Genomic DNA, 26,644 nt, shown 5'->3' with positions numbered 1-26,644 from the left:
TTCGGAGACCACCATGAACGACCATTCGTCCAAACAATACGACACCGAACTGGAAACCATCCGCTCCAAAGTGCTGCTGATGGGCGGCATCGTCGAAACCCAGTTCAATGAAGCGATGGCGGTGTTCCGCACCGGGAATATGGACCGCGCCGAGCGCGTCATCGCCGAAGACGGCAATGTCAACCAGCTCGAAGTCCAGCTCGACGACGCCTGCAGCCACCTGATCGTGCGCCGCCAGCCGACCGCCAACGACCTGCGCACCGTGATGGCCACGATTAAGGTCATCACCGACCTCGAGCGCATCGGCGACGAAGCCGCCAAGATCGCCCGCGTGGGCCGCGACATGCACGCGCGCGGCTCGCTGATCATGAACAACTACGACATGCTGCGTTCGATCAGCACCGCCGCCGGCGACATGCTGCACGACGCCCTGGACGCCTTCGCGCGCCTGGACGGCGCCCAGGCCCTGCGCCTGATCGACCAGGACGATGTGGTCGATCTGGAGTTCAATACCATCACGCGCAACCTGATTACGTTTATGATGGAGGACCCGCGTACGATCTCGACCGCACTGGACACCCTGTGGGTGGCCAAGGCCATCGAGCGCATCGGCGACCATGCGAAGAACATCGCCGAGTACGTGATCTACGTGGTGGAAGGCAAGGATATCCGCCATACCCGTCAATACACGCCCCAGGAAGCCCCGTAAAGCATGGCCGCAGACAAGACCTCCGTCCTGATCGTTGAAGATGAACCGGCCATTGTCGAACTTGTCAGTTTCTCGCTGCGCGAGGCCGGCTGGCATGTACGCGCCGTGGCGAACGTGGCCGAAGCTTGGGAAGCCCTGCAGTCGCGCAAGCCGCACCTGATGTTCCTCGACTGGATGCTGCCCGACCAGAGCGGGCTGCGCCTGCTCTCGCGCATGCGCTCGGACCGCGACTTTCAGGACGTCCCGGTGATCATGCTGACCGCCAAGAGCATGGAAGAAGACAAGATCGCCGGCCTGAACACCGGGGCCGACGATTATGTGACCAAGCCTTTCTCGCCGCGCGAGCTGCTGGCGCGCGCGCGCGCCCTGTTGCGCCGCAAGAGCCCCGAGCAGGCCCTGCAGACGATGACGGCCGGCCCGGTCACGCTCGATCCGGTCAGCTGCTCGGTGATGCTGCATGGCCAGCGCATCGAGATCGGCCATGCCGAGTACAAGCTGCTGAAATTCTTCATGGCCCACCCGGAACGCGTGTTCTCGCGCTCCCAGCTGCTGGACAAAGTGTGGGGCGACCATGTGGTGATCGAGGAGCGCACGGTCGACGTCCACGTGCTGCGCCTGCGCAAGGCCCTGAAAGAGGCCGAGCACCTGATCCGCACGGTGCGCAGCGTCGGTTACATGCTCTCGGAAAAATGAATCAGCGTCTCCTGTTCTGGGTTCCGGCCGTGCTGCGCATGGCCGTGCTGCTGGTCGCGGCCGGCGTGTTCTGGTCGATGTTCGGCTTCGAGGCCGGTCTGGTGCTGCTTTCGCTGGCTTTGGTGGTGATGCTGTTTATCCAGCTGCGCTACCTCGACCAGCTCTCGACCTGGCTCGACGATCCCCAGAGTGCGCGCCTGCCCGATGGCTGGGGCGCCTGGACCAATATCTTCGCGCGCCTGTACCGCATGCGGCGCGACGACGAACGCAATCAGGCCGAACTGACCGAATGGCTGGCGCGCTTTCGCCAGGCCATGCACCTGCTGCCCGATGGCGTGGTGATCATGGACGATGTGCTGTTCCTCGAGTGGTGCAATCCGGCCGCCGAGCAGCACCTGGGCCTGCAGCACCAGCGCGACAAGGGCATGCGCGTGACCAATCTGGTGCGCAGCCCGGACTTCATCGACTACATCATTCTCGGCCGCTACGATACGCCGCTGACCCTGAGCCTGCGCGAGCGGAAGCTGATCGTGCAGATCATTCCGTTTGAGAACCGGCGCCAGATTCTGGTGACCCATGACGTCACCGAGAGCGAGCGCATCGAGGAAATGCGGCGCGACTTCATTGCCAATGCCTCGCACGAGCTGCGCACGCCGCTGACGGTGATCGTCGGCTTCCTCGAGATCGCGCTCGGCACGCCCGACCTCGACCCGGCCACGCGCGCCGCCCACCTGAAGCTGATGGCCGAGCAGGGCCACCGCATGCAGAACCTGATCGAGGACATGCTGACCCTGTCGCGCCTCGAGTCGCTCGATTACCCGCTCAAGGTCGAGCGCGTGCCGATGCCGGCGATGATCGAACAGATCCTGGCCGAGGCGCGCGCCCTGTCGAACGGCAAGCACACCATCACGGCCGAAATCGATGGGCCCGATGTGCAGGGTTCGGGCGACGAGCTGCGTTCGGCCTTGGGCAACCTGGCCTCGAACGCGGTGCGCTACACGCCCGAGGGCGGCAGCATCGTGCTGCGCTGGACGATGGGGCAGGGCGGTCCGCAGTTCTCGGTGCAGGACAGCGGCATCGGCATCGACGCCAAGCACATCGCCCGTCTGACCGAGCGCTTCTACCGGGTCGACAAGAGCCGCTCGCGCGAGACCCAGGGCACGGGCCTGGGCCTGGCCATCGTCAAGCACGTGCTGCTGCGCCACGGCGGCAGCCTGCAGATCCAGTCCGAAGTGGGCAAGGGCTCGACCTTCATCGTCAAGCTGCCGGCCAGTATGGTCGTGTAGGCGGCCCCCGCCGGGAGCGTCCGACGCCCCCTCGGCGGCGCCGCCACGGGCCGCCCCTGGCTCCGGTACAATCACGGTTTTTCGCTCACACCGGACCCGTCCTGCCATGTTTTCGCGCCGCTCCTTCGCCTGTGCCCTTGCCGTCCTGAGCCTGGCCGCCTGCCAGAGCGCACCGCCGCCCGCGCCCACGCCGGTGGTGGCGCCGCCGGCCGCCGCTCCGAAGAAGCTGAAGATCGCCCTGGCCCTGGGCGGCGGCGCCGCGCGCGGCTTTGCCCATATCGGCGTGATCAAGGCGCTCGAAGCCCAGGGCATCGTGCCCGATATCGTGGTCGGCACCTCGGCCGGCTCGGTGGTCGGCGCGCTCTACGCGGCCGGCAATAATGGCTTCGCCCTGCAGAAGATGGCGCTCGAGATGGACGAGGCCACGATCTCGGACTGGGCGCTGCCCCTGTTTAACAAGTCGACCGGCGTGCTCAAGGGCGAGGCCTTGCAAAGCTTCATCAATAAATCGGTCGGCAATCTGCCGATGGAAAAGCTGAAGATTCCCTTCGGCGCCGTGGCCACCGATCTGAAGACGGGCGAGCCGATCCTGTTCCAGCGCGGGAATACGGGCCAGGCCGTGCGCGCTTCCTCGGCCGTGCCGAGCGTGTTCCAGCCTGTCAAAATCGGGAATAAAACCTATGTCGACGGCGGCCTGGTGGCGCCCGTGCCGGTCAAGTTCGCCAAGCAGATGGGGGCCGATTTCATCATCGCCGTCAACATCTCGACCCAGACCGACGCCCAGGCCATCGCCAGCTCGGTCGATGTGCTGATGCAGACCTTTACCATCATGGGTCAGCGCCTCAACCACTATGAACTGAAGGAAGCCGACGTCGTCATCACGCCCAGCCTGGGCGCCATGGGCGGCACCGATTTCAATGGCCGCAACCTCGCCATCCTGGCGGGCGAGCAGGCCGCCGCGGCGGTCATGCCGCAACTGAAGGCCAAACTCAAGGCCAAACAACAATAGACGGAGACAGCATGCAAGCCAAACCCTACCTGAGCCTGGCGGACGCCAAGACCATCGGCGCCGCCGCCGAAGCCGAAGCCAGCGCCAATGGCTGGCACGTCAGCATCGCCATCTGCGACGATGGCGGCCATCTGCTGTGGCAGCTGCGCATGGACGGGGCCGCACCGATGACGGCCCAGATCGCGCCGGCCAAGGCCCAGGCCGCCGCCATCGGCCGCCGCGAAACCAAGCTGTTCGAGGATGTGATCAATAACGGCCGCATCGCTTTCCTGTCGGCGCCGCTGCAGGGCATGCTCGAAGGCGGGGTGAATATCGTGGTCGACGGCCACACGGTGGGGGCGGTCGGGGTGTCGGGCGTGAAGTCGGCCCAGGATGCGCAGATCGCCCAGGCCGGGATCCGCGCGCTGCTCGGCTGAGTCAGCCGCGCAGGTGGGGCGCCGTCATCACGATGTGCTCGGACTCCGGCATGGCGTCGGGCACACGTGAGCTTTCCAGCCATTCGCGCAGGGCGGCCCAGTCCTTGACGAGGATTTCGGTGCCTTCGATGATGCCGACCTGGGTGAACTGGTCGGGCTCGGCCGACATCTTGTTGACCGTGGGCGCGCGCTTGACCATGCGCTCATAGGCCTTGAAGCACTTGTCTTCCCACTTGTGCAGGCTGGAGTCGTCGAACTTATTGGCCTCGAAATAGATCATCAGCGAGCCGTCGATATTGCCGAAGCCGACGCAGCCGGCGCCGTTTTTCAGCAGGGCCAGTTTTTCCTCGACCAGTGCGCCGTTGGGCACAAATACCCCGCCGCGGCCGCCGATGTCGGGGCGCTCGGTAGGGCAGTCACGTCCAAAAGTTGCCATGTTCTGTCATCACATCCGCAGCGAAGAACCACACTCTAGGCAAACTGGCCGCAACTGTCCAGCCCGCTTAGGCGGGTACCGTGCTGCATTGCGATAAGAGCGAAAATGCGCTATACTTTGCAGGTTTATCCATCTGAGCCTTCCACCGTAGCGCTGACCTCACACCCTCTCATCATTCGGCTTTGCTGAACCCCTGGATGTATCGAAGGTGAGGGGTGGACCAGCGGCCGGTCTGACGTGGCGACGCTACGGTAACTTTACAGGAGTTGCCCTTGCCGCCATTTTTTTCCGGCCCCGCCGTGCCAGCCATCCTGGCCCTTGCAGACGGCACCATTTTCAAAGGTATGTCGATCGGCGCCGCCGGTCACACGATCGGTGAAGTCGTGTTCAACACCGCCATCACCGGTTATCAGGAAATCCTGACCGATCCGTCCTACTCGCGCCAGATCGTCACCCTGACTTACCCGCATATCGGCAATGTCGGCGTCAATCCCGAGGACGTGGAAGCGTCCAAGGTGCATGCCGCCGGCCTGATCATCCGCGATCTGCCGCTGCTGGCCTCGAACTTCCGTTCGACCCAGAACCTGTCCGACTACCTGAAGGCCGAGAACGTCGTGGCCATCGCCGGCATCGATACCCGCAAGCTGACCCGCATCCTGCGCGAAAAGGGCGCCCAGAACGGCGCCATCGTGGTCGGCAAGGCCGGCGTCGAGCCGAACCCGAATGAGGCGATCGAGCTGGCCCGTTCCTTCCCCGGTCTGGCCGGCATGGACCTGGCCAAGGTGGTCTCGACCACCAAGCCCTATGTCTGGGACGAGACCGAATGGAAACTGGGCAGCGGCTACGGCAAGCAGAGCGCGCCGCAATACCATGTGGTGGCCTTTGACTACGGCATCAAGCGCAATATCCTGCGCATGCTGGCCGAGCGCGGCTGCAAGGTGACGGTGCTGCCGGCCCAGAGCACGGCGGCCGACGCCCTGGCCCTGAACCCGGACGGCATTTTCCTGTCGAATGGCCCGGGCGACCCGGAACCCTGCGACTACGCGATCGCCGCCACCCGCGAACTGATCGAGAAGGGCATTCCGACCTTCGGCATCTGCCTTGGCCACCAGATCATGGCCCTGGCCTCGGGCGCCAAGACGCTCAAGATGAAATTCGGCCACCACGGCGCCAACCACCCGGTCCAGGACCTGGACAGCGGCCACGTGATGATCACCTCGCAAAACCACGGCTTCGCGGTCGACGCCGCCACCTTGCCGGCCAACTGCCGCGTGACCCATGTCTCGCTGTTCGACGGCTCGCTGCAAGGCTTCATGCGCACCGACAAGCCGGCCTTCTGCTTCCAGGGCCACCCGGAAGCCTCGCCCGGCCCGCTCGACGTCGCCTACCTGTTTGATCGCTTCATCGGCCTGATGCAAGCCGCGGAGAAAAAATAAATGCCAAAACGTAGTGATATCAAAAGCATTCTGATCATTGGCGCCGGCCCGATCATCATCGGCCAGGCCTGTGAATTCGACTATTCGGGCGCCCAGGCCTGCAAGGCCCTGCGCGAAGAGGGCTACAAGGTCATCCTGGTCAACAGCAATCCGGCCACGATCATGACCGACCCCAACATGGCCGACGTCACCTATATCGAGCCGATCACCTGGAAGGTGGTCGAGCGCATCATCGCCAAGGAACGTCCGGACGCCATCCTGCCGACCATGGGCGGCCAGACCGCGCTCAACTGCGCGCTCGACCTGCACCGCCACGGCGTGCTCGAGCAATACAAGGTGGAGCTGATCGGCGCCTCGCCGGAAGCCATCGACAAGGCCGAGGACCGCCAGAAGTTCAAGGAAGCGATGACCAAGATCGGCCTCGGTTCGGCCCGTTCCGGCATCGCCCACTCGATGGAAGAAGCCTGGGCCGTGCAGAAGACGGTCGGCTTCCCGACCATCATCCGTCCCTCGTTCACGATGGGCGGCACCGGCGGCGGCATCGCCTACAACGAAGAAGAATTCGAAGTCATCTGCAAGCGCGGCCTGGAAGCCTCGCCGACCAATGAGCTGCTGATCGAAGAGTCTCTGCTCGGCTGGAAAGAGTACGAGATGGAAGTCGTGCGCGACAAGGCCGACAACTGCATCATCATCTGCTCGATCGAAAACCTCGACCCGATGGGCGTGCACACGGGCGACTCGATCACCGTGGCCCCGGCCCAGACCCTGACCGACAAGGAATACCAGATCATGCGCAACGCCTCGCTGGCGGTGCTGCGCGAGATCGGGGTCGACACCGGCGGCTCGAACGTGCAGTTCTCGATCAACCCGAAAGACGGGCGCATGATCGTCATCGAGATGAATCCGCGCGTGTCGCGTTCCTCGGCCCTGGCCTCGAAGGCGACCGGCTTCCCGATCGCCAAGGTGGCGGCCAAGCTGGCCGTCGGCTTCACCCTCGACGAACTGCGCAATGAGATCACGGGCGGCGCCACCCCGGCCTCGTTCGAACCTTCGATCGACTATGTGGTCACGAAGATCCCGCGCTTCGCCTTCGAGAAGTTCCCGGCCGCGAACGACCGCCTGACCACCCAGATGAAATCGGTGGGCGAGGTGATGGCCATCGGCCGCACCTTCCAGGAGTCCTTCCAGAAGGCCCTGCGCGGCCTCGAAGTCGGCGTCGACGGGTTGAACGAAAAGACCAAGGACCGCGAAAAGCTCGAAAAGGAACTCGGCGAGCCGGGCCCGGAGCGCATCTGGTACGTGGGCGACGCCTTTGCCCAGGGCTTCACGCTGGAGGAAGTGCACCAGCTGACCCGCATCGATCCGTGGTTCCTCGTGCAGATCAAGGAAATCGTCGACATCGAACTGTGGCTGGAAACCCAAAGCCTGGACGCGATCGGCAAGGACCTGCTGTACAAGCTCAAGCAGAAGGGCTATTCGGACCGCCGCCTGGCCAAGCTGCTGCAGACGAGCGACACGGCGGTGCGCGAGAAGCGCCATGCGCTCGGCATCCGCCCCGTGTACAAGCGGGTCGACACCTGCGCGGCCGAGTTCGCGACGAACACGGCCTACATGTACTCGACCTATGACGAGGAATGTGAGTCGAACCCGACCGACAAGAAGAAGATCATGGTGCTCGGCGGCGGTCCCAACCGCATCGGCCAGGGCATCGAGTTCGACTACTGCTGCGTGCACGCGGCCCTCGCCATGCGCGAAGACGGCTATGAAACCATCATGGTCAACTGCAACCCCGAGACCGTGTCGACCGACTATGACACCTCGGACCGCCTGTATTTCGAATCGCTGACCCTGGAAGACGTGCTCGAAATCGTGGCGCTGGAAAAGCCGGTCGGCGTGATCGTCCAGTACGGCGGCCAGACCCCGCTCAAGCTGGCGCTCGACCTCGAAGCCAATGGCGTGCCGATCATCGGCACCAGCCCGGACATGATCGACGCCGCCGAAGACCGCGAGCGCTTCCAGAAGCTGCTGCACGAGCTCGGCCTGCGCCAGCCGCCCAACCGCACCGCCCGGACCGAGGCCGAAGCGCTCGAACTGGCCCAGGAAATCGGCTACCCGCTGGTGGTGCGCCCGTCCTATGTGCTGGGCGGCCGCGCGATGGAAATCGTGCACGAGCAGCGCGACCTCGAGCGCTATATGCGCGAAGCGGTCAAGGTGTCGAACGATTCGCCGGTGCTGCTCGACCGCTTCCTGAATGACGCCATCGAATGCGACGTCGACTGCATCTCGGACGGCCAGGCCACCTTCATCGGCGGCGTGATGGAACACATCGAACAGGCCGGCGTGCACTCGGGCGACTCGGCCTGCTCGCTGCCGCCGTATTCGCTGAGCGCCGACACCATCGCCGAACTCAAGCGCCAGACCGCCCTGATGGCCAAGGGCCTGAACGTGGTCGGTCTGATGAACGTGCAGTTCGCCATCCAGAAGCAGGACGGCAAGGACGTCGTGTATGTGCTCGAAGTGAACCCGCGCGCCTCGCGCACCGTGCCCTATGTGTCGAAGGCGACCGGCCTGCCGCTGGCCAAGATCGCCGCGCGCTGCATGGCCGGCACCAGCCTGGCCGCCCAGGGCGTGACCACCGAAGTGGTGCCGCCTTACTACTCGGTCAAGGAAGCCGTGTTCCCCTTCGTGAAGTTCCCGGGCGTGGACACGATTCTCGGCCCCGAGATGAAGTCGACCGGCGAAGTCATGGGCGTGGGCAAGACCTTCGGCGAAGCCTATGTGAAGTCGCAGCTGGGCGCGGGCGTGAAGCTGCCGCGCGCAGGCAAGGTCTTCCTGTCGGTGAAAACCTCGGACAAACCGCGCACGGTGGAAGTGGCGCGCGACCTGGTGGCGCTCGGCTTCCAGCTGGTGGCCACGCGCGGCACCGCCGCCGTGATCGCCGCGGCCGGTCTGCCGGTGACGCCGGTGAACAAGGTGATCGAGGGCCGTCCGCACGTGGTCGACATGATCAAGAACCACGAGATCCAGCTGGTGATCAATACGGTGGAGGAGAAACGCTCGGCCATCGTCGATTCGCGCGCGATCCGCACCTCGGCCCTGGCGGCCGGCGTGACCACGATTACCACGATCGCCGGCGCCGAGGCGGCCGTGGCCGGGATGCGGCATATGGACGAACTGAATGTCTACGATTTACAAGGCCTGCATTCTTCCTTAAACTAACGCCCGGTAACACCTGACCACAGAGGCCGTGCCGCTTCATGCAGCGCGGCCTTTGTGGTTTTCATTTTCCAAAATACCGAAGAGACATGAACACTACCGTCCCACTGACCAAATTCGGCGCTGAGCAGCTGCGCAAGGAACTGCACCAGCTGAAAACCCAGGAGCGCCGCAACGTGATCGACGCCATCGCCGAGGCCCGTTCGCACGGCGACCTGTCCGAAAACGCTGAGTACGATGCGGCCAAGGAACGCCAGGCGTTCATCGAAGGCCGTATCGCCGAGCTCGAAGCCAAGCTGTCCTCGGCCCAGATCATCGACCCGTCCACCCTCGACGCCGAAGGGCGCGTGGTGTTCGCCTCGACGGTCGACCTGGAAGACCTGGAATCGGGCCAGAAGGTGTCCTACCAGATCGTCGGCGTCGATGAGGCCGACCTGAAAGAGAACAAGGTCTCGATCACCAGCCCAATCGCGCGCGCCCTGATCGGCAAGTACGCCGGCGACGTGGTCGAAGTGCAGGCCCCGTCCGGCCCGCGCGAGTACGAAATCCTCGAAGTGCGCTACATCTGATGGTCTGGCTCAACCGTGCCCGCCTGCTGCTGACGGCCCTGTGGGCTGGCAGCCTGTGCACGGTGGGCTATCTGGTCGCGCCCACGGCGTTCGCCTATTTCTTCGATTCGGTCCTGGCCGGGAATATCGCCGGCCTGATGTTCCGCGTCGAAGGCTGGGTGTCGCTCGCCATGGGCGTGCTGATGCTGCTGTTGGCCACCCCGGTGGCGCCGGCCCGGCGCAAGTGGCTGTGGGGGCTGACGGGCGGCATTTTGCTGTGTACGGCCGTGATTCTGTTCGTGCTGACGCCGCAGATCCAGGCCCTGCGCGAGCAGGCTGGCATTCTGGGCGTGATGGCGTCTGGCGCGCGTGAGCAGTTCCGCATGCTGCACGGTATGTCGAGCGCGTTGTGGATGGTGGAGAGCCTGCTGGCCCTGGTGCTGGTGGTGAAGAACGCCGAAGCTTGAGCCGGCGCGCGGGTCCCTAGACCCGCGCCGCCCCGGCCCCGCGGCGCTTATTTGGTGCCGAGGGCCGACTTCTTGGCGCTCTTCTGGCGCACCTTGGCGCGCTTGATCGAACCGCCCTGGGTCACGCGCTCATTCCCCTTGACGAGGACTTTCTGCACGGTCGGCTTCTTGGTGCCGTCGGCCGAGGGCTTGACGATGGTGACCTGGCGCAGACCGGCGCCTTTGCGCTTGGCGGTCTTGTCTTTCTCGGCCTCTTTCTTCGGACGGTAGAGCACCAGCAGCTTGCCGATGTGCTGGACCGGGGCGGCGCCCAGTTCCTCGCAGATCGTTTCATAAATGGCAATGCGGTCTTCGCGTTCGTCGCCGAACACGCGCACCTTGATCAGGCCGTGGGCGTCGAGGCTGGCCGCAATTTCCTTCATCACGGCCGGGGTCAGGCCGGACTCGCCAACCATGACGACGGGGTTCAGGCCATGGGCCTGGGCGCGCAGTTCGGAGCGCTCGGCGGGGGTGAGTTTGATAGTCATAATATTTTTTATTCCGCTAAAACCGGTATTCTACGCGAATGGCAAAGAACAAAATCAATAAAAGCTGGCTGCACGATCACCTCAACGATCCCTATGTGAAGCTGGCGCAGAAAGAGGGCTACCGCGCGCGCGCGGCCTACAAGCTCAAGGAAATCGACGAGGAGGCCAAGCTGATCAAGCCGGGCCAGGTCATCGTCGAACTCGGCTCGACCCCGGGTTCCTGGAGCCAGTATGTGCGGCGCAAGCTGGCCGGGGCCGATGGCGGCGGCATCCACGGGCGCCTGATCGGCCTCGACATCCTGCCGATGGAGCCGATCGCCGACATGCATTTCATTCAGGGCGACTTCCGCGAGGAGAGCGTGCTGGCCGAGCTCGAGCAGGCGCTCGAGGGCGCCAAGGCCGACCTGGTGCTGTCCGACATGGCGCCCAACCTGTCCGGGATCGCCGACGCCGATGCGGCGCGGATGGAGCACCTGATCGACCTGGCCATCGAATTCGCCCAGCAGCACATGAAGCCGGGCGGGGCCCTGCTGGCCAAATGCTTCAAGGATTCCGGGTTTAATCCGATTCTCGATAAATTCAAAGCCGAATTCAAAACGGTCCAGCAGAAAAAGCCCAAGGCCAGCCGCGACAAAAGCTCCGAAATCTTCCTGCTCGGGCGCGGTTTGAAGCATCCGGCCGCCTGATTCGATACATATCCCCCTTGTATTTGTCGCGATCATCCACATTTGCACCACAAAAGCCCTTGATTTGAGGCGCACGGCAGGATTGCCGCATGGCGTGGCCAGCCGATTCGGGTAAAATCGACCCTTAGGGATCATATGGGTGCCGGCGTGCACCGAAGGAGTTTGCGTGAATAACATGTTTTCCAAATCGGCCATCTGGGTCGTGGTGTTCCTGCTGCTGTTCTTGCTGTTCAAGCAGTTCGACACCCAACACAGCCTCGGCGGCGCCAAGCCGATCGCTTACTCCGAACTGCTGGACGATATCAAGGCCAAGCGCATCAAGGACGTGGTGATCGAGGGCGCCAATATCACCGCCACGCGCCTGGACGACACCAAGGTGCGCACCACGGCCACCCTGCTGGACCGCGGCCTGGTCGGCGACCTGCGCGACAATAACGTGCGCTTCGACGTCAAGCCGCCCGAAGAGCCGGGCTTCCTCCAGCAGGTCTTCATCTCCTGGTTCCCGATGCTGCTGCTGATCGGCGTGTGGATTTTCTTCATGCGCCAGATGCAGGGCGGCGGCAAGGGCGGCGCCTTCTCCTTCGGTAAGTCGAAGGCGCGCATGATGGACGAGTCGAACAACACCGTCACCCTGGCCGACGTGGCCGGCTGCGACGAAGCCAAGGAAGAAGTCGGCGAAATCGTCGACTTCCTGAAAGACCCGAGCAAATTCCAGAAACTGGGCGGCCGCATTCCGCGCGGCGTGCTGATGGTCGGCCCCCCGGGCACCGGTAAAACCCTGCTGGCGCGCGCCATCGCGGGCGAGGCCAAGGTGCCGTTCTTCTCGATCTCCGGTTCCGATTTCGTCGAGATGTTCGTCGGCGTCGGCGCCTCGCGCGTGCGCGACATGTTCGAGACGGCCAAAAAACACTCGCCCTGCATCATCTTCATCGACGAGATCGACGCCGTCGGCCGCCACCGCGGCGCCGGCATGGGCGGCGGTAACGACGAGCGCGAACAGACACTGAACCAGCTGCTGGTCGAGATGGACGGCTTCGAGGCCACCTCGGGCGTGATCGTGGTGGCCGCCACCAACCGCGCCGACGTGCTCGACAAGGCGCTGCTGCGTCCGGGCCGTTTCGACCGTCAGGTGATGGTCGGCCTGCCCGACATCCGCGGCCGCGAACAGATTCTCAATGTGCACATGCGTAAAGTGCCGATCGCCCAGGACGTCAAGGCCGACATCCTGGCGCGTGGCACGCCGGGCTTCTCGGGCGCCGATCTGGCCAACCTCGTCAACGAGGCGGCCCTGTTCGCGGCGCGCCGCGGCAAGCGCCTGGTCGACATGCAGGACTTCGAAGACGCCAAGGACAAGATCTACATGGGGCCGGAGCGCAAGTCGATGGTCATGCGCGAGGAAGAGCGCCGCAACACGGCCTATCACGAGTCCGGCCACGCCGTCGTGGCCAAGCTGCTGCCCAAGGCCGACCCGGTGCACAAGGTCACGATCATGCCGCGCGGCGGCGCCCTGGGCCTGACCTGGCAGCTGCCCGAGCACGACAATCTGTCGGGCTACAAGGACAAGATGCTCGAGCAGATTTCGATCCTGTTCGGCGGCCGTCTGGCCGAGGAAATCTTCGTCGGCCAGATGTCGACCGGCGCCGCCAACGACTTCTCGCGTGCCACCAAGCTGGCCCGTTCGATGGTCACGCGCTTCGGCATGAGCGATACGCTGGGCGTGATGGTCTACGAGGATTCTGAGAACGAAGGCTTCTTCGGCGGCAGCACCAAGACCATTTCGGAAGCCACCCAGCAAAAGGTGGACGGCGAAATCCGCCGCATCCTCGACGAGCAGTACAATCTGGCGCGCAAGCTGCTGGAGGACAACCGCGACAAGGTCGAGATGATGACCAAGGCGCTGCTCGAGTGGGAAACCATCGATGCCGACCAGATCAACGACATCATGGCCGGCCACGAGCCGCGTCCGCCCAAGCACATCGTGACGCCGAAAGCGCCGCCGAGCGAAACGGGCGGCGGCGTGTCGCCCAACGCGACCGCCCCGGCGTAAAGCGGGCAGGGCGGGTCGACAGACCCGCGCCACCGACCACTGCGGGCCCTCGGGCCCGCTTTCCATTTTCAGCATGAGCAAACGTCTTCAATGCGGCCGTTTCGGCCTGGATCTCAGCCAGCGTGCCCAGGTGATGGGCATTCTGAACACCACCCCCGATTCCTTTTCCGACGGCGGCCGCCACGCCAGCCTGGAAGCGGCCATCGACCATGCCGAGCGCATGCTGGCCGACGGCGTCGACCTGATCGACATCGGCGGCGAATCGACCCGCCCCGGCGCCCCGCCTGTGCCGCTCGACGAAGAACTGCGGCGCGTGCTGCCTGTCGTGTATGCGCTGCGTGACCACGGCGTGCCGCTGAGCGTGGACACGACCAAGCCCGAGGTGATGCGCGAAGCCATCATCGCCGGCGCCGACCTGATCAACGACATCCATGCCTTCCGCACGCCCGGCGCGATCGAGGCCGTGCGCGAGGCCGACTGCGCGCTGTGCGTGATGCACATGCAAAAGACCCCGGCCGATATGCAGCAGGCCCCGCATTACGAGGATGTGCTGGCCGAGGTGATCGCCTTCCTGCAGGAACGCGTGGCGGCGCTGGAGGCGGCCGGCGTGGCGCGCGCGCGCCTGTGCGTCGACCCCGGCTTTGGCTTTGGCAAGACGCTCGAACACAATCTGGTCCTGCTGCGCGGCATTGGCCGCATCGAAGCCGAGACCGGTCTGCCCGTGCTGGCCGGTCTGTCGCGCAAGAGCATGATCGGCGCCATCACCGGCAAACCGGTCGAGCAGCGCCTGGCCGGCAGCCTGGGTGGCGCTTTGGCTGCGGTAGCGCATGGCAGTAAAATAGTGCGGGTCCATGATGTGGCCGAGACCGTTGACGCGCTGCGCGTCTGGCAAGCCGCATGGAGGACGCAACATGAAAAGGGACAAGATGGGACGTAAGTATTTCGGCACCGATGGGGTGCGTGGCCTGGTCGGCAAGGCGCCGATCACGCCGGAGTTCGTGATGCGCCTCGGCTATGCCGCAGGCAAAGTGTTGGCCAAGTCGCGCGGCACCGTCAGCGGCCGCCCCACGGTCCTGATCGGCAAGGACACGCGCATCTCCGGCTATATGCTGGAAGCGGCGCTCGAGTCCGGCCTGGCCTCGGCCGGCGTGGACGTGATGCTGGCCGGCCCGATGCCGACCCCGGCCATCGCCTACCTGACGCGCGCGCTGCGCCTGTCGGCCGGCGTGGTGATTTCGGCCTCGCACAACCCCTATCCCGACAATGGCATCAAGTTCTTCTCGGCCCAGGGCACCAAGCTGCCGGACGAGGTGGAGCTGGCGATTGAAGCGGCCATCGACGAGCCGCTGGAATGCGTCACGGCCGACAAGCTCGGGCGCGCCAAGCGTCTCGACGACGCTGCCGGCCGCTACATCGAATTTTGCAAGAGCTCCTTCCCGAACGACCTTGACCTGCATGGCCTGAAGATCGTGGTCGACTGCGCCCACGGGGCCGCCTACCACATCGCCCCGCACGTGTTCCACGAGCTGGGCGCTGAAGTGGTCGCCATCGGCGCCAAGCCCGACGGCTTCAATATCAATGCCGGCTTCGGCGCCACCGCGCCGGCCGCCTTGTCGGCCGCCGTGGTCGAGAACCAGGCCGACCTCGGCATCGCCCTCGATGGCGACGCCGACCGCCTGATCATGGTCGATGCCGACGGCCGTACCTACAACGGCGACGAGCTGCTGTATGTGATCGTGGCCGACCGCATGCAGCTGGGCCCGGTGGCCGGCGCCGTCGGCACCCTGATGACGAATATGGCGCTCGAAGTCGCCTTCAAGAAAATGGGCGTGGGTTTCGCGCGCGCCAAGGTTGGCGACCGCTACGTGCTCGAAGTGATGCAGGAGAAGGGCTGGCTGTACGGCGGCGAAGGTTCGGGTCATCTGCTGTGCCTGGACAAGCACTCGACCGGCGACGGCATCATTTCCGCTCTGCAGGTGCTGACCGCACTCAAGCGCAGCGGCCAGAGCCTGAAGCAAGCCGCGTCCGGCCTGATCCTGTTCCCGCAGACCCTGATCAATCTGAAGGTCGCGCCCGGTTTCAAATGGGACAGCAATGCCGCCGCAGTGGCCGAAAAAGAAGCCGTCGAGCGCGAATTGGGCGAAGATGGCCGCGTGCTGATCCGCGCATCGGGGACGGAACCGCTGGTGCGTGTGATGGTCGAAGCCAAGGAGGCCGCCGTGGCCGAACAGATGGCGCGCCGCATCGCCGATAAGCTCGCCGCCTAGGCCCTTACATTGACGGCAACAGTGTCAGCGGCTAACATGCCAATGACGGAGTGTGGCGCAGCCCGGTAGCGCACCTGGTTTGGGACCAGGGGGTCCAAGGTTCGAATCCTTGTACTCCGACCACTCACCCCAAGCGGGTTGTTCACGAACAGCCCGCTTTTCTTTTGTCCTCGACAACCTGCCCATAGCTCAGTTGGATAGAGCATCAGCCTTCTAAGCTGAGGGTCGCTGGTTCGAACCCAGCTGGGCAGGCCATCCCCACCTTCAAGTTGTGAAATGCTTGCGAATCAGCGATTCGAGCAGGGTGCGGGCATTCTGTTCGGAAGGATCGCTGAGCTTGTCCTGGATCTCGGGCGCGATCTTCCTGAACACGTCGATGACATTCGGATCGAAGTGGCTGTCGCAGTCGGCCTGCAGCTTGTGCATGACCTCGTCAAACGGCAGCGCTTCCTTGTAGGGGCGCTTGGAGGACAGGGCGTCGAACACATCGGCCACGGCGAAGATCCGGGCCGACAGCGGAATGGCGGCGCCGGCCTGGTGGCGCGGATAGCCGCTGCCATCCCATTTCTCGTGGTGGCCGGCCACCACTTCGCTGGCGCCATCGAGCCAGCCCATGCCCTGCACGATGTCTTCGCCCAACTGCACGTGGGTGCGCATGGTCGCCATTTCGCCATCGTCGAGGCGGGCAGGTTTGAGCAGGATGGCGTCCGGAATCCCGATCTTGCCGACGTCGTGCAGGAAGCTGCCGGCGATCAGGGACTGCATGGCGCTGCCTGCCAGACCCATTTCTTCGCCGATGCGCGCGGCGATCCAGGCGACGCGGTAATTGTGCGCGCCGGTATCGGAATCGCGCTTGGCGATCGCCCGGCCCAGGGCTTCCATCATCGCGATGTGCGAATCGAGCACTTCAAGGGTCTTGCGGTTGTTATCCGCAGATAGATGGATGATCACCGGATAGATCGCCGCGCCGCAGAGCAGGGCGGCCAGGCAGGTGATCATCGCCACTTCGATGGCCGAGGTCTGGATGTCCTTGCGCTGGTGTTCGGGAATGACGCGCACCCCCTCGAAATAGGCGCTGATCTGCTGGCTGCCAGGCGGGCGCAGCGGCACGAACACGCGCAGCACCCAGGCGTCGGTCAGTTGCAGACTTTCGTAGTTGGCCTCGGCGTACTGGGGCTTGCCGTGCTTGGGCAATTGGTCCTCGATCCGTTCGCCGAAGTCGGTCAGCGATTCGGCCAGCTTCTGGCCATCGGCCGTGTAGAGCTCGGCGATGTCGAAAAGGCCGCCGGACAGCAGCTCGGCCGCCGCGCGCGCCCGCTCGGGCGAGCTGAAGTCGGCTGCGCTTACGTGGCGCAAAAAGCGGTTCGATTCTTCGATCGCCAATGAAACGACTTCATGTTCGGCGCTGCGCTTGCTCAGATGCCAGATCAATGGCCCCACGAGCAGGGCCAGCAGAACGCTGACGAGGGCGATGCGCTTGGCGGCGAGGCGATTAAAATGATTCATGGTCACCGGCCAGAATACGCGAACGGCGCCCAGCTGTGGGAATGCCCGCGTGAATCAGTCGGGATCGATCTGTGCCTAAAATGCTTGTATTGACGCGCTTTTGGCGCGATCGTCGCGCTTATTCGCTGCCTGGCGGCACCGGCGTATCGCGCATGCCTTTGACTTCCTGTAACACGAAGGAGGTGTAGACTTCCTGCACGTTGGGTAGGCCATTGATGTGGGCCTCGGCGAAGCTGCCGTAGCTCTCCAGGTCTTCGGCGACGACGGTCAACTGATGGTCGTAGCGGCCGGAAATGCGGTAGCAGGCCAGCACTTGCGGAATGGCCTGGACGGCCCGCTCGAAAGCCTGGACGTGCTCGGTGTCCTTGCTTTTGAGTGAGATGTTGACCAGGGCCATGACCTGATAGCCGAGCTTGCGGGTGTCGAGGCGCGCGGCGTAGCCGGTGATCACGCCTTCTTCCTCGAGGCGCTTGACGCGGCGCCAGCACGGCGAGGTGGTCAGGGAAACCCGCTCGGCCAGGTCGGCACTCGAGAGCCTGGCGTCGCTCTGCAGCTCTTCCAGAATGCGGCGGTCGACCTTGTCGAGACGTACTTTAGGCAAAATTTTCCAAGCCTTTCCGTAAAATGCAGGTTTTATTGCGCAAATAGGTGCGCGGGCGCCGGCATTTTAGCAAACTCTTTGCCCTGTACCTGATTAGAATTTCTGTTTGGCAAACCTTCTTTTCCTGCACATGATGAAAACCACTGTTCTGGCCTCACTGCTTCTGTCCGCCTTCGCCGCCCAGGCCGCTGCGCCCGATACCGCGCGCACCCAGCCCGCGGTCGAAAAGATCCTGTCCGACATTTCGCCGGCGCGGATCGAGGCCTATGTCCGCAAGCTCGTCAGTTTCGAGACGCGCCACACCCTGTCCGACACCAGCTCGGAGACCACCGGCATCGGTGCGGCCCGGCGCTGGATCAAGGGCGAACTCGAGCGTTGTGGAGCAGGGCGCCTGCAGGTGGCCTTCGACAGCCATACGGTGCCGGCCTCGGCCCGTGTGCCGGTCCCGGCCGAGGTGGTCAATGTGGTCGCGACCTTGCCCGGCAGCCAGGCCGAGTCCAAGGACCGCCTGTATGTGGTTAGCGGGCATTACGACTCGCGCAATTCGGACGTGATGGATGCCAAGGGTTTCGCCCCGGGCGCGAATGACGATGCCTCGGGCACGGCGGCTGTGATGGAACTGGCCTGCGTGATGAGCAAGCACCAGTTTGATGCCACCCTGGTCTTCATGACTGTGGCGGGCGAGGAACAGGGCCTGCTCGGGGCGGCCGGTTTTGCCGAAAACGCCAAGCGCAAGAACCTGAACATTGCCGGCATGTTCACCAATGACATCATCGGCAGCTCGCGCGCCGACGATGGCCGGATCGACGACAAGCAGGTGCGGGTGTTCGCCCAGGGCGTGCCGCCGGTGAAGGAACCGATGAGCGACGCCATGCGCTCCTGGCTGGAAACGGGCGGCGAGAACGACGGCATCACGCGCCAGCTGGGGCGCCATGTGAAGGAAATGGGCGAGCGTTATGTGAAGGGCTTCAAGGTCAACCTGATCTACCGCCGCGACCGCTATCTGCGTGGCGGTGACCACAGCCCCTTCCTCGACCGTGGTTTCGCGGCCCTGCGCTTTACCGAGCCGAACGAGGATTACAACCACCAGCACCAGAATGTGCGGACCGAAAACGGTGTGAAGATCGGCGACCTGCCGGAATTCAATGACTACAACTACATCGCCCAGGTGGCGCGCGTGAATGCCGCTGCGCTGGCCACGTTGGCCCTGGCCCCGGCCGCCCCGCGTCAGGTGCAGGTGCGTACCAAGCAGCTGGAAAATGATACGGTGCTGCAGTGGGCGCCGAATACCGAGCCCGACCTGGCCGGCTACCGCATCGTCTGGCGCGAAACCAATGCGCCGTTCTGGCAAGGGAGCGAGTGGGTTGGCAATGTGACCGAGGGCCGTGTCAAGAAGTCCAAGGACAACTATTTGTTCGGTGTGCAGGCGGTCGACAAGGATGGCAACGTCAGCGTCGCCACCTATCCGACGCCGCTGCGTTAAAGCGCCACCACCTGGTTGCGCCCGCCTTGCTTGGCGTGATACAGGGCCTGGTCGGCGCGCGCAATCAGGGCTGGGCCGGTGTTGGCCTCCGCGCCGCTGACGGCCAGACCGATGCTGACGGTGACCTGGCCGGCACCCTCAAAGGCGGTCTCTTCGACCATGCCGCGAATCTTTTCGGCCACGATCAAGCCTTCGCTGATGCTCTGGGTTTCGGGCAGCAGGACCACGAATTCCTCACCGCCATAACGGGCGACGAAGTCGGTGGCGCGCGTGCCCGCGTCGAGCAGGGCCGCCAGTTGCTTGAGCACCTCGTCACCGATCTGGTGGCCATGCACATCGTTAATCTGCTTGAAGTGGTCGGCGTCGACGATCAAGAGGGCAAAGCTGCGCCCGCTGCGCTGGGCGGCCAGCACCATTTCATGCAGTTTTTCATCGAAGCGGCGGCGATTGAACACGCCCGTCAGGCCATCATGCGTGGCCAGACGCTCGAGCTCGCGGTTGGCCGCGCTCAGCGCTTCCGTCCGCTCCGCCACCTGGGCTTCGAGCGAGGCGTTCATCGTTTCCAGTTCCTGCTGGTGGCCGAGCAGGGCGCGCGACATGTCGCGGATGGCGTCGCGCAAACGCAGGACTTCGCGTGTCATGCGGCCCTGGGGGAAGCTGGGCTGGGTCTCGCCGCGGCCGATGTCGCGCACGGCCTTGGCCAGGGCCTCGACCGGGCGCGCCAGATTGGCCGCCAGCAGATAGCCGACCAGGGAAAACAGCAGGGCCGCAGCGATGCCGGCCGCGATCAGGCTGTTGCGCAGGGCATGGGCAGGCGCAAGGGCGTCGAACAGGCGTTGGCGCACGACGACCTGCCAGCCGAGGTTGCCGGGCATGCCCGTATCCACAGTCACGGCGCTGCTCAGATAGCGTTGGCCGTCGGCGCCGATGACGCTACTGGCATGGGCGCCGAGCTGCTGGCGCGCGTAATGTTCGCCGACGCGGCGCTGCGGGTAGAGCACGTTGCCCTGGCGATTCAGAATCAGGACTTCCATGCCCTGAGCGGCCGCGTCGGGCGGCAGGGCGTTCTGGACAGTATTTGTGGCCCAGGTCCATTGCAGATGGGCACCGAGGACGCCGCGCAGCCGATGTTCGGTATCGTAGACGGGGATGGCGAAGTCGAGCAGGCGCAAGGGTTGGCCATCGGGCGGGCGCGGCAGGTGTTTGGCCAGCAGGACGGCCTCATGCACGTCGCCCGAGTAGGGGCCTTGTTGACCCTGGATGAACCATGGCCGCTCGTGCACATCGTTGCCAATCAGGACGCCATCGGTCGACTGCATGACCTTGCCTTCGGCGTCGGCAATGCCGATCCAGGCGTATTCGCTGCTCAACTGCTTGCGCAGGTCCAGGGCCTGGCGCACATCGTTGCTGTCGAGGTCGCCGCGGACGAAGTGCGGCGCGCGGCTCAGCACGCGGATCTCGCGCTCGCGCTCGCGCAGGCCAACGGCCAGCAGGTCGGCCCCGGCCTTGGCGCTGCGATACAGGTCGTCGCCGGCGGCCTGTTCCATGCCGGTGGTGGCAATCCCGCCGACAACGATGCCTGCGCTCAGCAGGGTGACGAGGCTGAGCCCGCCAAACCAGACGGCAAGTTGGATGCGCAGACTGCGCGGGCGGGGAGGCATGGGCCGCAACATATGATGTCGAATTAGAAATCCGTTTTCAGCAGTCTACGGAGCTTTGCATGGGGCCACAAGGGTGCGTATTGCGTTATGGCAAACGTTGCGACATCAAAAACTGTGAAAATTTGAGTTGAATCAATTATTTTCTATGTTCATTCCCGTAGATTGAGTGTGGGCGTGTTGCCCAACCACAATAAGGAAAAACCACATGTCGTTCAATCATCTCGTCGTCTGGCTCGATCACGAAGAAGCCCACCTGATTGGTTTTAACCGCGACGAATCGGAAAGTTCTGTCATCAAGTCCGATGCGGCTCACAAACACGTGCGCGGCAAAACGGTCGACAGCGCCGCGTATTTCGATGATCTGGCCAAGGCCCTGAAGACGGCGGTCGAAGTGCTCGTGGTCGGCCCCGGCCAGGAAAAGCTGAAGCTGGTCAAGCATCTGGTCAAGCATCACCACGATCAGGCTGACAAGATCGTCGGCGTGGAAACCATCGATCACCCGAGCGACGGCCAACTGCTGGCTTACGCCCGCAAGTACTTCCACCGCGTTGATAATATGCGTTAAAAAATAGTGCCCGTCGGAAAAATACGATGGGCAACAGGCGTTTCTTTGCGTACACTTGGGCTTACCCACAATGCAAGGAAACGCCATGCGGTTTTTCCGCCTTTCTGTCGCGCTGCTGTTTGCCTCTAGCCTCTTGACCCTGCCCGCGGCGGCCGAAACCCTGCGTCTGTGTTTCGAAAACAAGGATGCGCGCCCCTGGCGCACAGCCGAGGGCGACGGCCTCGACTTCACCCTGCTGCGCGAAGTGGCGCAGCGTCTTGATCTCCAGATCGATTTTCAGGCCCTGCCATGGAAGCGCTGCCTTGCCATGCTGCAGGCGAATCAGGTCGACGGCGCTTTTTCGGTCTCCTACAGCCCGGCGCGCGCCCGCATGGCCGCTTTTCCTGGCGCTGCGCGCGTGGACGAGAGCAAGCGCATGCACATCGCCTCGTACTTCCTCGTACGCAAGAAGGGCAGCGATCTCCGTTGGGATGGCCAGCACATCAGCAACCAGCAGGGGCCGATTGGCTACCAGCTCGGCTATTCGGTGGGCGATTTCCTGCGCGACCAGAAGGTGCCGACCCAGGAGCTGAACATGCCGGCTGTCGACATCATCCGAAAACTGCTCGGCAGACAGCTGGGCGGCGCCGCTGTATTCGGTTCCGATGTGGAATCGCTGACCAAGGGGCCGCTGAGCGAGCAGTTTGAGATTCTGCAGCCGCCGCTGGTGTCCAAACCCTATTACCTGGTGCTCTCGCATGCCTTGGTCGCTGCCCGCCCGCAACGGGCCGAGCAGATCTGGTCGGCCGTGGAGGCCGCGCGCACGAGCGCGGAATTTACGCGTCTGCGCTTCAAGGGCGGCGGCGCCGACTGATCAGTAGGGCAGGTTGCCCGCGTGCTTCTTCCACAGCGGCGCCAGTTCGCCGGCGCGCTGCATGTTTTCCATGATCGTGTTGAAGGCCGGCAGGAGTTTGGCGGCCGGTTTCTCGATGCCCGCAATCAAGTGCAGGCCGGGCGCCTGCGCACCCTCGATGTTCTGATGGCGCAGGGCGGGATCGTCCAGATAGGCATCGCGCCCGAGATTGAGGGTGGCGATCGTCTCCAGCTCTTCCGGGAAGTAATCGCAGCGGCCCGCTTTCAGCTTGTTGATCATGGCGCGGTAGGAATGCCCGCCCTGGTCGAGTTCGCCTTCGCGCAGCCCATAGTGCAGATAGCTGGAGCCGAGCATGCCGCAGCCGCGGTAACGCTTGAGCTCGCGCACATGACTGACCTGAATCGGGCGCGCGCTCGTGTAGAAAATCTGGGGCGTCAGCGTCTTGTAGGGTTTGGAGTAGGCAAAACGCTTGGCCCGCTCGGGATCGTAGTAGGCGCCGAAAGCAAAGTCGACCTGGCCCTCGGCCACCAGTTGCAGGCAACGCTTCCATGGAAGGTCGGTACGGAAGCTGGCCTGGTGACCCATGCGGCGGAAGGATTCGGTCAGCACGTCGACCATGAAGCCGGCCGCCACCGGCGCGCTGTTCGCGGATTTTTCGACGTAAAACCAGGGCGGACCTTCACCTGGCTCAGAGCAAAAACTCAGATGCGCGGCCCGTGCCGGCGCGGCCAGAAAAAACAGGCCCAGCAGAGTGATCGACAGTCGGGTATGCATTTTTGAGAAAATTGCAATAGCAACAAAATGTGTTGCATTGAGCTTATCACTTCTCGTGCTTACGCGAAAGGAATGATCAGCCGAAATCGAATCCGGCCTGCACCGGCGCTGGGGAGGATTGCTGGCTCACCGGACGCGCCAGCTGGGCGCCCTGATTGCGGACATTGCCCAAGGCCTTGTCGACCGGATACCAGTCAAACAGTTCCGCCTGCAGCGAGGCTTCATGCGCGAGGGTATCCGCCTGGGCGTGGGACAGATGCGGATCGAGCCACAGGGCAGCGCTGTCCGCGTCGAACACGAGCGGCCGGCGGCTGTGCAGGTCGACCAGGCTGCCCTCGGCCCCGTAAGTGATGATCACGAAACCGGACTCGGCAGGATGTTCGCCAGCCGGGCCGACTGAGGCAATCCCCGCCAGGAAAAGCGGCTGGCGCGATTTCAGATGGATATGCCAGGGCTGCTTATCCTTCGGGCCGCCCGTCCACTCGTACCAGCCATCGGCGGGAACGATCACCCGGCCATGTGCGAACAGCGGAGCCCAATAGCGCTGATTGAGCTTCTCGAGCCGGGCATTGGCCGCGACCGGAATCTTGTCCATGGCCCAGGCCGGGCGGTAACCCCAGAACAGGTCGTCGATGCGCTGCTCGCCATCAGCCACATGCAGGACTGGGCGGGCCGTGCCGGGCGACACATTGAACAGCGGCTGCGCCTGGCTGGCGTCCGTGAACGCCGTCCAACGGAAGGCGAGGGCGTAGTGGCGTGGGGTTTCGTTTTGGTCGATGCGGGCACACATGCCTGCATGATAGCGCGCATGCTATGCTGGCGCGTTTCGTATTCACAGCTTTTTATGAGCACTCTGGAACTGGCCGCGAACGCGATGATGACCATCGCCATCATTCTGGCGGGGCGCAATAACATCCATAGCTGGTGGACCGGCATCGTCGGCTGCCTGCTGTTTGCGATCTTGTTCTATGGCAGCCAGCTGTATGCCGACGTCGCGCTGCAAGCGTTCTTCATCGCGAGTAATTGTCTGGGTTGGTGGCAATGGCTGCGCGGGGCCGAAGGCAAACCCCTGCCCGTGACGCGCGTGCGCCTGCCGACTGTGGCCTGGATGATGCCGATCGGCGTCCTGGCCACCGGCGCCTACGGCTGGATGTTGCATCGCTTTACCAACGCCTACGCTCCCTTCATCGATTCGGCCGTGCTCGTTTTCAGCATCTTCGCCCAGTTGCTGATGATGCGGCGTAAGCTCGAAAACTGGCTGGTCTGGATTGCCGTCAACGGCGTCGCCGTGCCGCTCTACCTCAGCCGCGGCCTGCATTTGACGGCGGCCCTGTACGCTTTCTACTTCTGCTACGCCATCTATTCGTGGCGGCTGTGGCGCAAGCTGGCGCTGGTGGACGCGCCGGCGGTACTAGTCCCCGAGCGGCAATAAGGACGCCCGCGCCAGTGCGCGCACCTGGGCCGCCAGCCGTTCCAGCGCCGGCGACTGCACGCGCCAGGCGTGCCAGTACAAAGGCACATCGATCCAGCGCCCGGGCGCCAGGTCGTGCAGTGGCGTGCTGACCTGCTGGTCTGGCAGCATGCCGTAGCCGATACCGAGCGCGATGGCGCGCGCAAACGGCTCGCTGGCCGGAATGTAATGGCAAGGCACGCTTCCGGGCGGCAGGCCAAGCTCCTGCTCCAGAAAACGCGCCTGCAAGCTGTCCTTCCGGTCGAACACCAGCAAGGGCGCACGGCGTGCGGCCTCCCGCTCGAGACCCTTGGGGAACCAGCGCTGGGCGAACGCTGGCGCCGCCAGTAACCGGTAGCGCATCCTTCCTAATGCTTCGACGACGCCGCCGCGCATTGGTTCCGCTGCCGTTGAAATCGCGGCCAGCGCCCGGCCTTCGGCCAGCAACTGATAGGTATGGTCCTGGTCATCGAGGGCGAGATCGAGCAGCAGTCGCTCGCGTGCGAGAAAATCGGCCAGGCCGGGCAGCAGCCAGGTGGCGAGCGTGTCGTGGTTGACGGCCAGGGCCAGGCGCAGCGGCTGCTCGCGCGTGTCGGCCTGAAACTCTTCGCTCAGCAATCGGGCGCGTCGCAAGTATTGGAGCAGACGCTGGCCGTCCTGGGTGGCGCGGCAGGGCTTGCCGCGCACGACCAGGGTCATGCCGAGTTCCATCTCAAGCTGGCTGACCCGCTGGGAAACGGCCGAGGGCGTCAGATGCAGCTGCGCCGCCGCCTGGTCGAAACTGCCACTGTCGATCACGGCGAGGAAGGCCTCGCCTTTGCGGAAGTCCAGCATGCCCATGCTCCATAATTAAGCAAATTTAACTCTAACTGAAATTACGTAAATTTGGTTTATCTTTTGGCCGTGGGCGGGCAAAGTAGGCGCATGGACTATCTACCCGCTTACCTGCAAGGCCTGAGCCTGTCTGCCGGCCTCATCATGGCCATCGGCGCCCAGAACGCGCATGTCATCCGCATGGGGCTGAGCCGCCAGCATATTGCGCTGACGGTCGCCACCTGCACGCTGATCGACATGCTGCTGATCGCGGCAGGCGTTGCCGGGATGGGGCTGCTGATCCAGTCCTCGCCGCTGCTGCTGCAAGGGGCGCGCTGGGGCGGGGCCGGCTTTCTGTTCTGGTATGGCGTGCGCAGCTGGCGCGCCGTATGGCAATCGCACAGTCTGGCGGCCGGGGCCGACCGGCCGCTGACGGCGCGTGCAGCCTTGCTGACCGTGCTCGCCATGTCCCTGCTGAACCCGCACGTCTATCTGGACACGGTGGTGCTGATCGGCGCCATCGGCGGTGGCTTCCCCGCGCCGGCCCGGCCGGCCTTCGCCCTCGGGGCGATGAGCGCTTCGGCACTGTGGTTCAGTGCGCTGGCGCTGGGCGCCCGGCAGCTCGCGCCTCTATTCCAGCGTCCGCTCGCCTGGAAATGCATCGACGCCCTGACCGGCAGCACGATGCTGGTGCTGGCCTGGCAGGTGGACAAGGGCTGGTAAGCCGCCATTGGCCGAATTTCGCGCCATTCACCGACCCGCAACCGCCGTCCGCCGAATTCCGCTTTTGCAGTGGAAGGGCTTCCTTTATCTTTCATCCATACCAATTTTCCACCCAAGGAGAGAACGATGAAAGACGGGTATAGCTGGCGCGGCCAATTGCTTTGGGGTCTGATCCTGATCGCCATTGGCGCAGCCTTTTTGTTCGACCGCCTCGACATGTTCGATATGCGAGACCTGTGGCATTATTCGCCGCTGCTGCTGGTCGTTTTTGGCATTAACCGCCTGTTCGACTACACCCAGGTGAAGGTCCTGATCGGCGGCCTGTGGATGATTTTCATGGGCCTCTGGGTCTTCGCCAATTTCGAAGGCTGGTTCGATTTCAACTTCCACAATAGCTGGCCGCTGGTGGTCGTTTTCGGCGGCATCGTGATGATTGTGGAAGCGATCCTCAAACAACGCGGCAAGGAGTAAT

At 63.9% G+C, this 26,644-nt stretch carries 27 protein-coding genes and 2 tRNA genes; 21 read left to right on the top strand and 8 right to left on the bottom strand.

Annotation, left to right across the window (positions count from 1 at the left end; translation table 11 throughout):
* Positions 1–13 precede the first annotated feature (13 nt).
* From phoU to LZ005_RS07770, 5 genes are all read left to right on the top strand, one after another.
* A complete protein-coding gene (gene phoU, locus LZ005_RS07790) occupies positions 14–709 on the top strand; it encodes a phosphate signaling complex protein PhoU (protein WP_237806381.1) in 696 nt (231 codons plus the stop codon).
* Positions 710–712: 3 nt separating this feature from the next.
* Positions 713–1,402, top strand: coding sequence for a phosphate regulon transcriptional regulator PhoB (gene phoB / locus LZ005_RS07785; RefSeq protein WP_237806379.1), 690 nt, complete (start codon positions 713–715; stop codon positions 1,400–1,402).
* On the top strand, positions 1,399–2,688 hold the full coding sequence (phoR, locus tag LZ005_RS07780; RefSeq protein WP_237806377.1) for a phosphate regulon sensor histidine kinase PhoR: 1,290 nt from the start codon (positions 1,399–1,401) through the stop codon (positions 2,686–2,688). The genes phoB and phoR overlap by 4 nt, the downstream gene beginning before the upstream one ends.
* 106 nt (positions 2,689–2,794) lie before the next feature.
* Positions 2,795–3,697: a patatin-like phospholipase family protein gene (locus LZ005_RS07775; protein WP_237806375.1), complete on the top strand. Its 903-nt coding sequence runs from the start codon at positions 2,795–2,797 to the stop codon at positions 3,695–3,697.
* 11 nt (positions 3,698–3,708) lie between these two features.
* Positions 3,709–4,113 (top strand): heme-binding protein, encoded by a 405-nt coding sequence (locus LZ005_RS07770; protein WP_237806373.1) that lies wholly within the window; start codon positions 3,709–3,711, stop codon positions 4,111–4,113.
* 1 nt (position 4,114) lies between these two features.
* Here LZ005_RS07770 and LZ005_RS07765 read toward each other — a convergent pair whose 3' ends face one another.
* Positions 4,115–4,549, bottom strand: a complete 435-nt coding sequence (locus LZ005_RS07765) for a hypothetical protein (protein WP_237806371.1) — start codon at positions 4,547–4,549, stop codon at positions 4,115–4,117.
* A gap of 272 nt (positions 4,550–4,821) precedes the next feature.
* On the opposite strand from LZ005_RS07765, the gene carA reads away from it, so the two are divergent.
* The 4 genes from carA to LZ005_RS07745 all read left to right on the top strand — a co-directional run bounded on the left by carA (position 4,822) and on the right by LZ005_RS07745 (position 10,216).
* Positions 4,822–5,985 carry a glutamine-hydrolyzing carbamoyl-phosphate synthase small subunit gene (gene carA, locus LZ005_RS07760; RefSeq protein ID WP_237806369.1) on the top strand — a complete coding sequence of 388 codons (1,164 nt, stop codon included), beginning with the start codon at positions 4,822–4,824 and terminating at the stop codon, positions 5,983–5,985.
* A complete protein-coding gene (carB, locus tag LZ005_RS07755; RefSeq protein ID WP_237806367.1) occupies positions 5,986–9,204 on the top strand; it encodes a carbamoyl-phosphate synthase large subunit in 3,219 nt (1,072 codons plus the stop codon).
* A gap of 86 nt (positions 9,205–9,290) precedes the next feature.
* Positions 9,291–9,770 carry a transcription elongation factor GreA gene (gene greA / locus LZ005_RS07750; protein WP_237806365.1) on the top strand — a complete coding sequence of 160 codons (480 nt, stop codon included), beginning with the start codon at positions 9,291–9,293 and terminating at the stop codon, positions 9,768–9,770.
* Positions 9,770–10,216 carry a DUF4149 domain-containing protein gene (locus LZ005_RS07745; RefSeq protein ID WP_237806363.1) on the top strand — a complete coding sequence of 149 codons (447 nt, stop codon included), beginning with the start codon at positions 9,770–9,772 and terminating at the stop codon, positions 10,214–10,216. The genes greA and LZ005_RS07745 overlap by 1 nt, the downstream gene beginning before the upstream one ends.
* 47 nt (positions 10,217–10,263) lie before the next feature.
* On the opposite strand, the gene yhbY is transcribed toward LZ005_RS07745, so the two are convergent.
* Positions 10,264–10,743 carry a ribosome assembly RNA-binding protein YhbY gene (gene yhbY, locus LZ005_RS07740; RefSeq protein ID WP_237806361.1) on the bottom strand — a complete coding sequence of 160 codons (480 nt, stop codon included), beginning with the start codon at positions 10,741–10,743 and terminating at the stop codon, positions 10,264–10,266.
* A 38-nt stretch (positions 10,744–10,781) separates the two neighbouring features.
* Between yhbY and LZ005_RS07735 the strand changes: the two genes are divergently transcribed.
* From LZ005_RS07735 to LZ005_RS07710, 6 genes are all read left to right on the top strand, one after another.
* Entirely contained in the window at positions 10,782–11,429 is a 648-nt protein-coding gene (locus LZ005_RS07735; RefSeq protein WP_237806360.1) for an RlmE family RNA methyltransferase, read from the top strand.
* 166 nt (positions 11,430–11,595) lie between these two features.
* Complete coding sequence (gene ftsH, locus LZ005_RS07730; RefSeq protein WP_237806358.1) at positions 11,596–13,476, top strand: ATP-dependent zinc metalloprotease FtsH; 1,881 nt, start codon at positions 11,596–11,598, stop codon at positions 13,474–13,476.
* 73 nt (positions 13,477–13,549) lie between these two features.
* Positions 13,550–14,413 (top strand): dihydropteroate synthase, encoded by an 864-nt coding sequence (gene folP, locus LZ005_RS07725; protein ID WP_237806356.1) that lies wholly within the window; start codon positions 13,550–13,552, stop codon positions 14,411–14,413.
* A complete protein-coding gene (glmM, locus tag LZ005_RS07720; protein WP_237806805.1) occupies positions 14,403–15,743 on the top strand; it encodes a phosphoglucosamine mutase in 1,341 nt (446 codons plus the stop codon). The genes folP and glmM overlap by 11 nt, the downstream gene beginning before the upstream one ends.
* 46 nt (positions 15,744–15,789) lie before the next feature.
* Positions 15,790–15,866 (top strand) — tRNA-Pro (locus LZ005_RS07715).
* Positions 15,867–15,921: 55 nt separating this feature from the next.
* Positions 15,922–15,998: transfer RNA gene (locus tag LZ005_RS07710), tRNA-Arg, on the top strand.
* A 9-nt stretch (positions 15,999–16,007) separates the two neighbouring features.
* Here the strand turns inward: LZ005_RS07710 and LZ005_RS07705 are convergent.
* A complete protein-coding gene (locus tag LZ005_RS07705) occupies positions 16,008–17,249 on the bottom strand; it encodes an HD-GYP domain-containing protein (protein ID WP_237806354.1) in 1,242 nt (413 codons plus the stop codon).
* Between the two features lie 118 nt (positions 17,250–17,367).
* The gene (locus tag LZ005_RS07700; RefSeq protein WP_237806352.1) at positions 17,368–17,850 is read right to left on the bottom strand and encodes an Lrp/AsnC family transcriptional regulator; all 483 of its coding nucleotides are present in this window, start codon (positions 17,848–17,850) and stop codon (positions 17,368–17,370) included.
* Between the two features lie 133 nt (positions 17,851–17,983).
* Between LZ005_RS07700 and LZ005_RS07695 the strand changes: the two genes are divergently transcribed.
* Entirely contained in the window at positions 17,984–19,333 is a 1,350-nt protein-coding gene (locus LZ005_RS07695) for a M28 family peptidase (protein WP_237806350.1), read from the top strand.
* Here LZ005_RS07695 and LZ005_RS07690 read toward each other — a convergent pair.
* Positions 19,330–20,994, bottom strand: coding sequence for a sensor domain-containing diguanylate cyclase (locus LZ005_RS07690; protein WP_237806348.1), 1,665 nt, complete (start codon positions 20,992–20,994; stop codon positions 19,330–19,332). The two genes, LZ005_RS07695 and LZ005_RS07690, sit on opposite strands and share 4 nt — an antisense overlap.
* Positions 20,995–21,199: 205 nt before the next feature.
* On the opposite strand from LZ005_RS07690, the gene LZ005_RS07685 reads away from it, so the two are divergent.
* Together LZ005_RS07685 and LZ005_RS07680 are read left to right on the top strand one after the other, a co-directional pair.
* The gene (locus tag LZ005_RS07685; RefSeq protein WP_237806346.1) at positions 21,200–21,559 is read left to right on the top strand and encodes a translational machinery protein; all 360 of its coding nucleotides are present in this window, start codon (positions 21,200–21,202) and stop codon (positions 21,557–21,559) included.
* 85 nt (positions 21,560–21,644) lie between these two features.
* Positions 21,645–22,412, top strand: coding sequence for an ABC transporter substrate-binding protein (locus LZ005_RS07680; RefSeq protein WP_237806344.1), 768 nt, complete (start codon positions 21,645–21,647; stop codon positions 22,410–22,412).
* Here the strand turns inward: LZ005_RS07680 and LZ005_RS07675 are convergent, their stop codons facing one another.
* The gene (locus tag LZ005_RS07675; RefSeq protein ID WP_237806342.1) at positions 22,413–23,186 is read right to left on the bottom strand and encodes an ABC transporter substrate-binding protein; all 774 of its coding nucleotides are present in this window, start codon (positions 23,184–23,186) and stop codon (positions 22,413–22,415) included.
* A 76-nt stretch (positions 23,187–23,262) separates the two neighbouring features.
* Positions 23,263–23,976: an SOS response-associated peptidase gene (locus LZ005_RS07670; RefSeq protein ID WP_237806339.1), complete on the bottom strand. Its 714-nt coding sequence runs from the start codon at positions 23,974–23,976 to the stop codon at positions 23,263–23,265.
* A 54-nt stretch (positions 23,977–24,030) separates the two neighbouring features.
* Here LZ005_RS07670 and pnuC point away from each other — a divergent pair, with 54 nt between their 5' ends.
* Positions 24,031–24,618: a nicotinamide riboside transporter PnuC gene (pnuC, locus tag LZ005_RS07665; RefSeq protein WP_237806337.1), complete on the top strand. Its 588-nt coding sequence runs from the start codon at positions 24,031–24,033 to the stop codon at positions 24,616–24,618.
* On the opposite strand, the gene LZ005_RS07660 is transcribed toward pnuC, so the two are convergent.
* On the bottom strand, positions 24,598–25,470 hold the full coding sequence (locus LZ005_RS07660; protein ID WP_373889310.1) for a LysR family transcriptional regulator ArgP: 873 nt from the start codon (positions 25,468–25,470) through the stop codon (positions 24,598–24,600). The two genes, pnuC and LZ005_RS07660, sit on opposite strands and share 21 nt — an antisense overlap.
* Positions 25,471–25,560: 90 nt before the next feature.
* Here LZ005_RS07660 and LZ005_RS07655 point away from each other — a divergent pair, with 90 nt between their 5' ends.
* A complete protein-coding gene (locus LZ005_RS07655) occupies positions 25,561–26,172 on the top strand; it encodes a LysE/ArgO family amino acid transporter (protein ID WP_237806333.1) in 612 nt (203 codons plus the stop codon).
* Positions 26,173–26,298: 126 nt separating this feature from the next.
* Positions 26,299–26,643 carry a LiaI-LiaF-like domain-containing protein gene (locus tag LZ005_RS07650; protein ID WP_237806331.1) on the top strand — a complete coding sequence of 115 codons (345 nt, stop codon included), beginning with the start codon at positions 26,299–26,301 and terminating at the stop codon, positions 26,641–26,643.
* Position 26,644 lies beyond the last annotated feature (1 nt).

Origin of the sequence: Massilia sp. TS11, assembly GCF_022012445.1 — a bacterium.
Taxonomy (GTDB): Bacteria; Pseudomonadota; Gammaproteobacteria; order Burkholderiales; family Burkholderiaceae_D; genus Telluria.
This window is presented reverse-complemented; position numbering and strand designations above follow the sequence as displayed.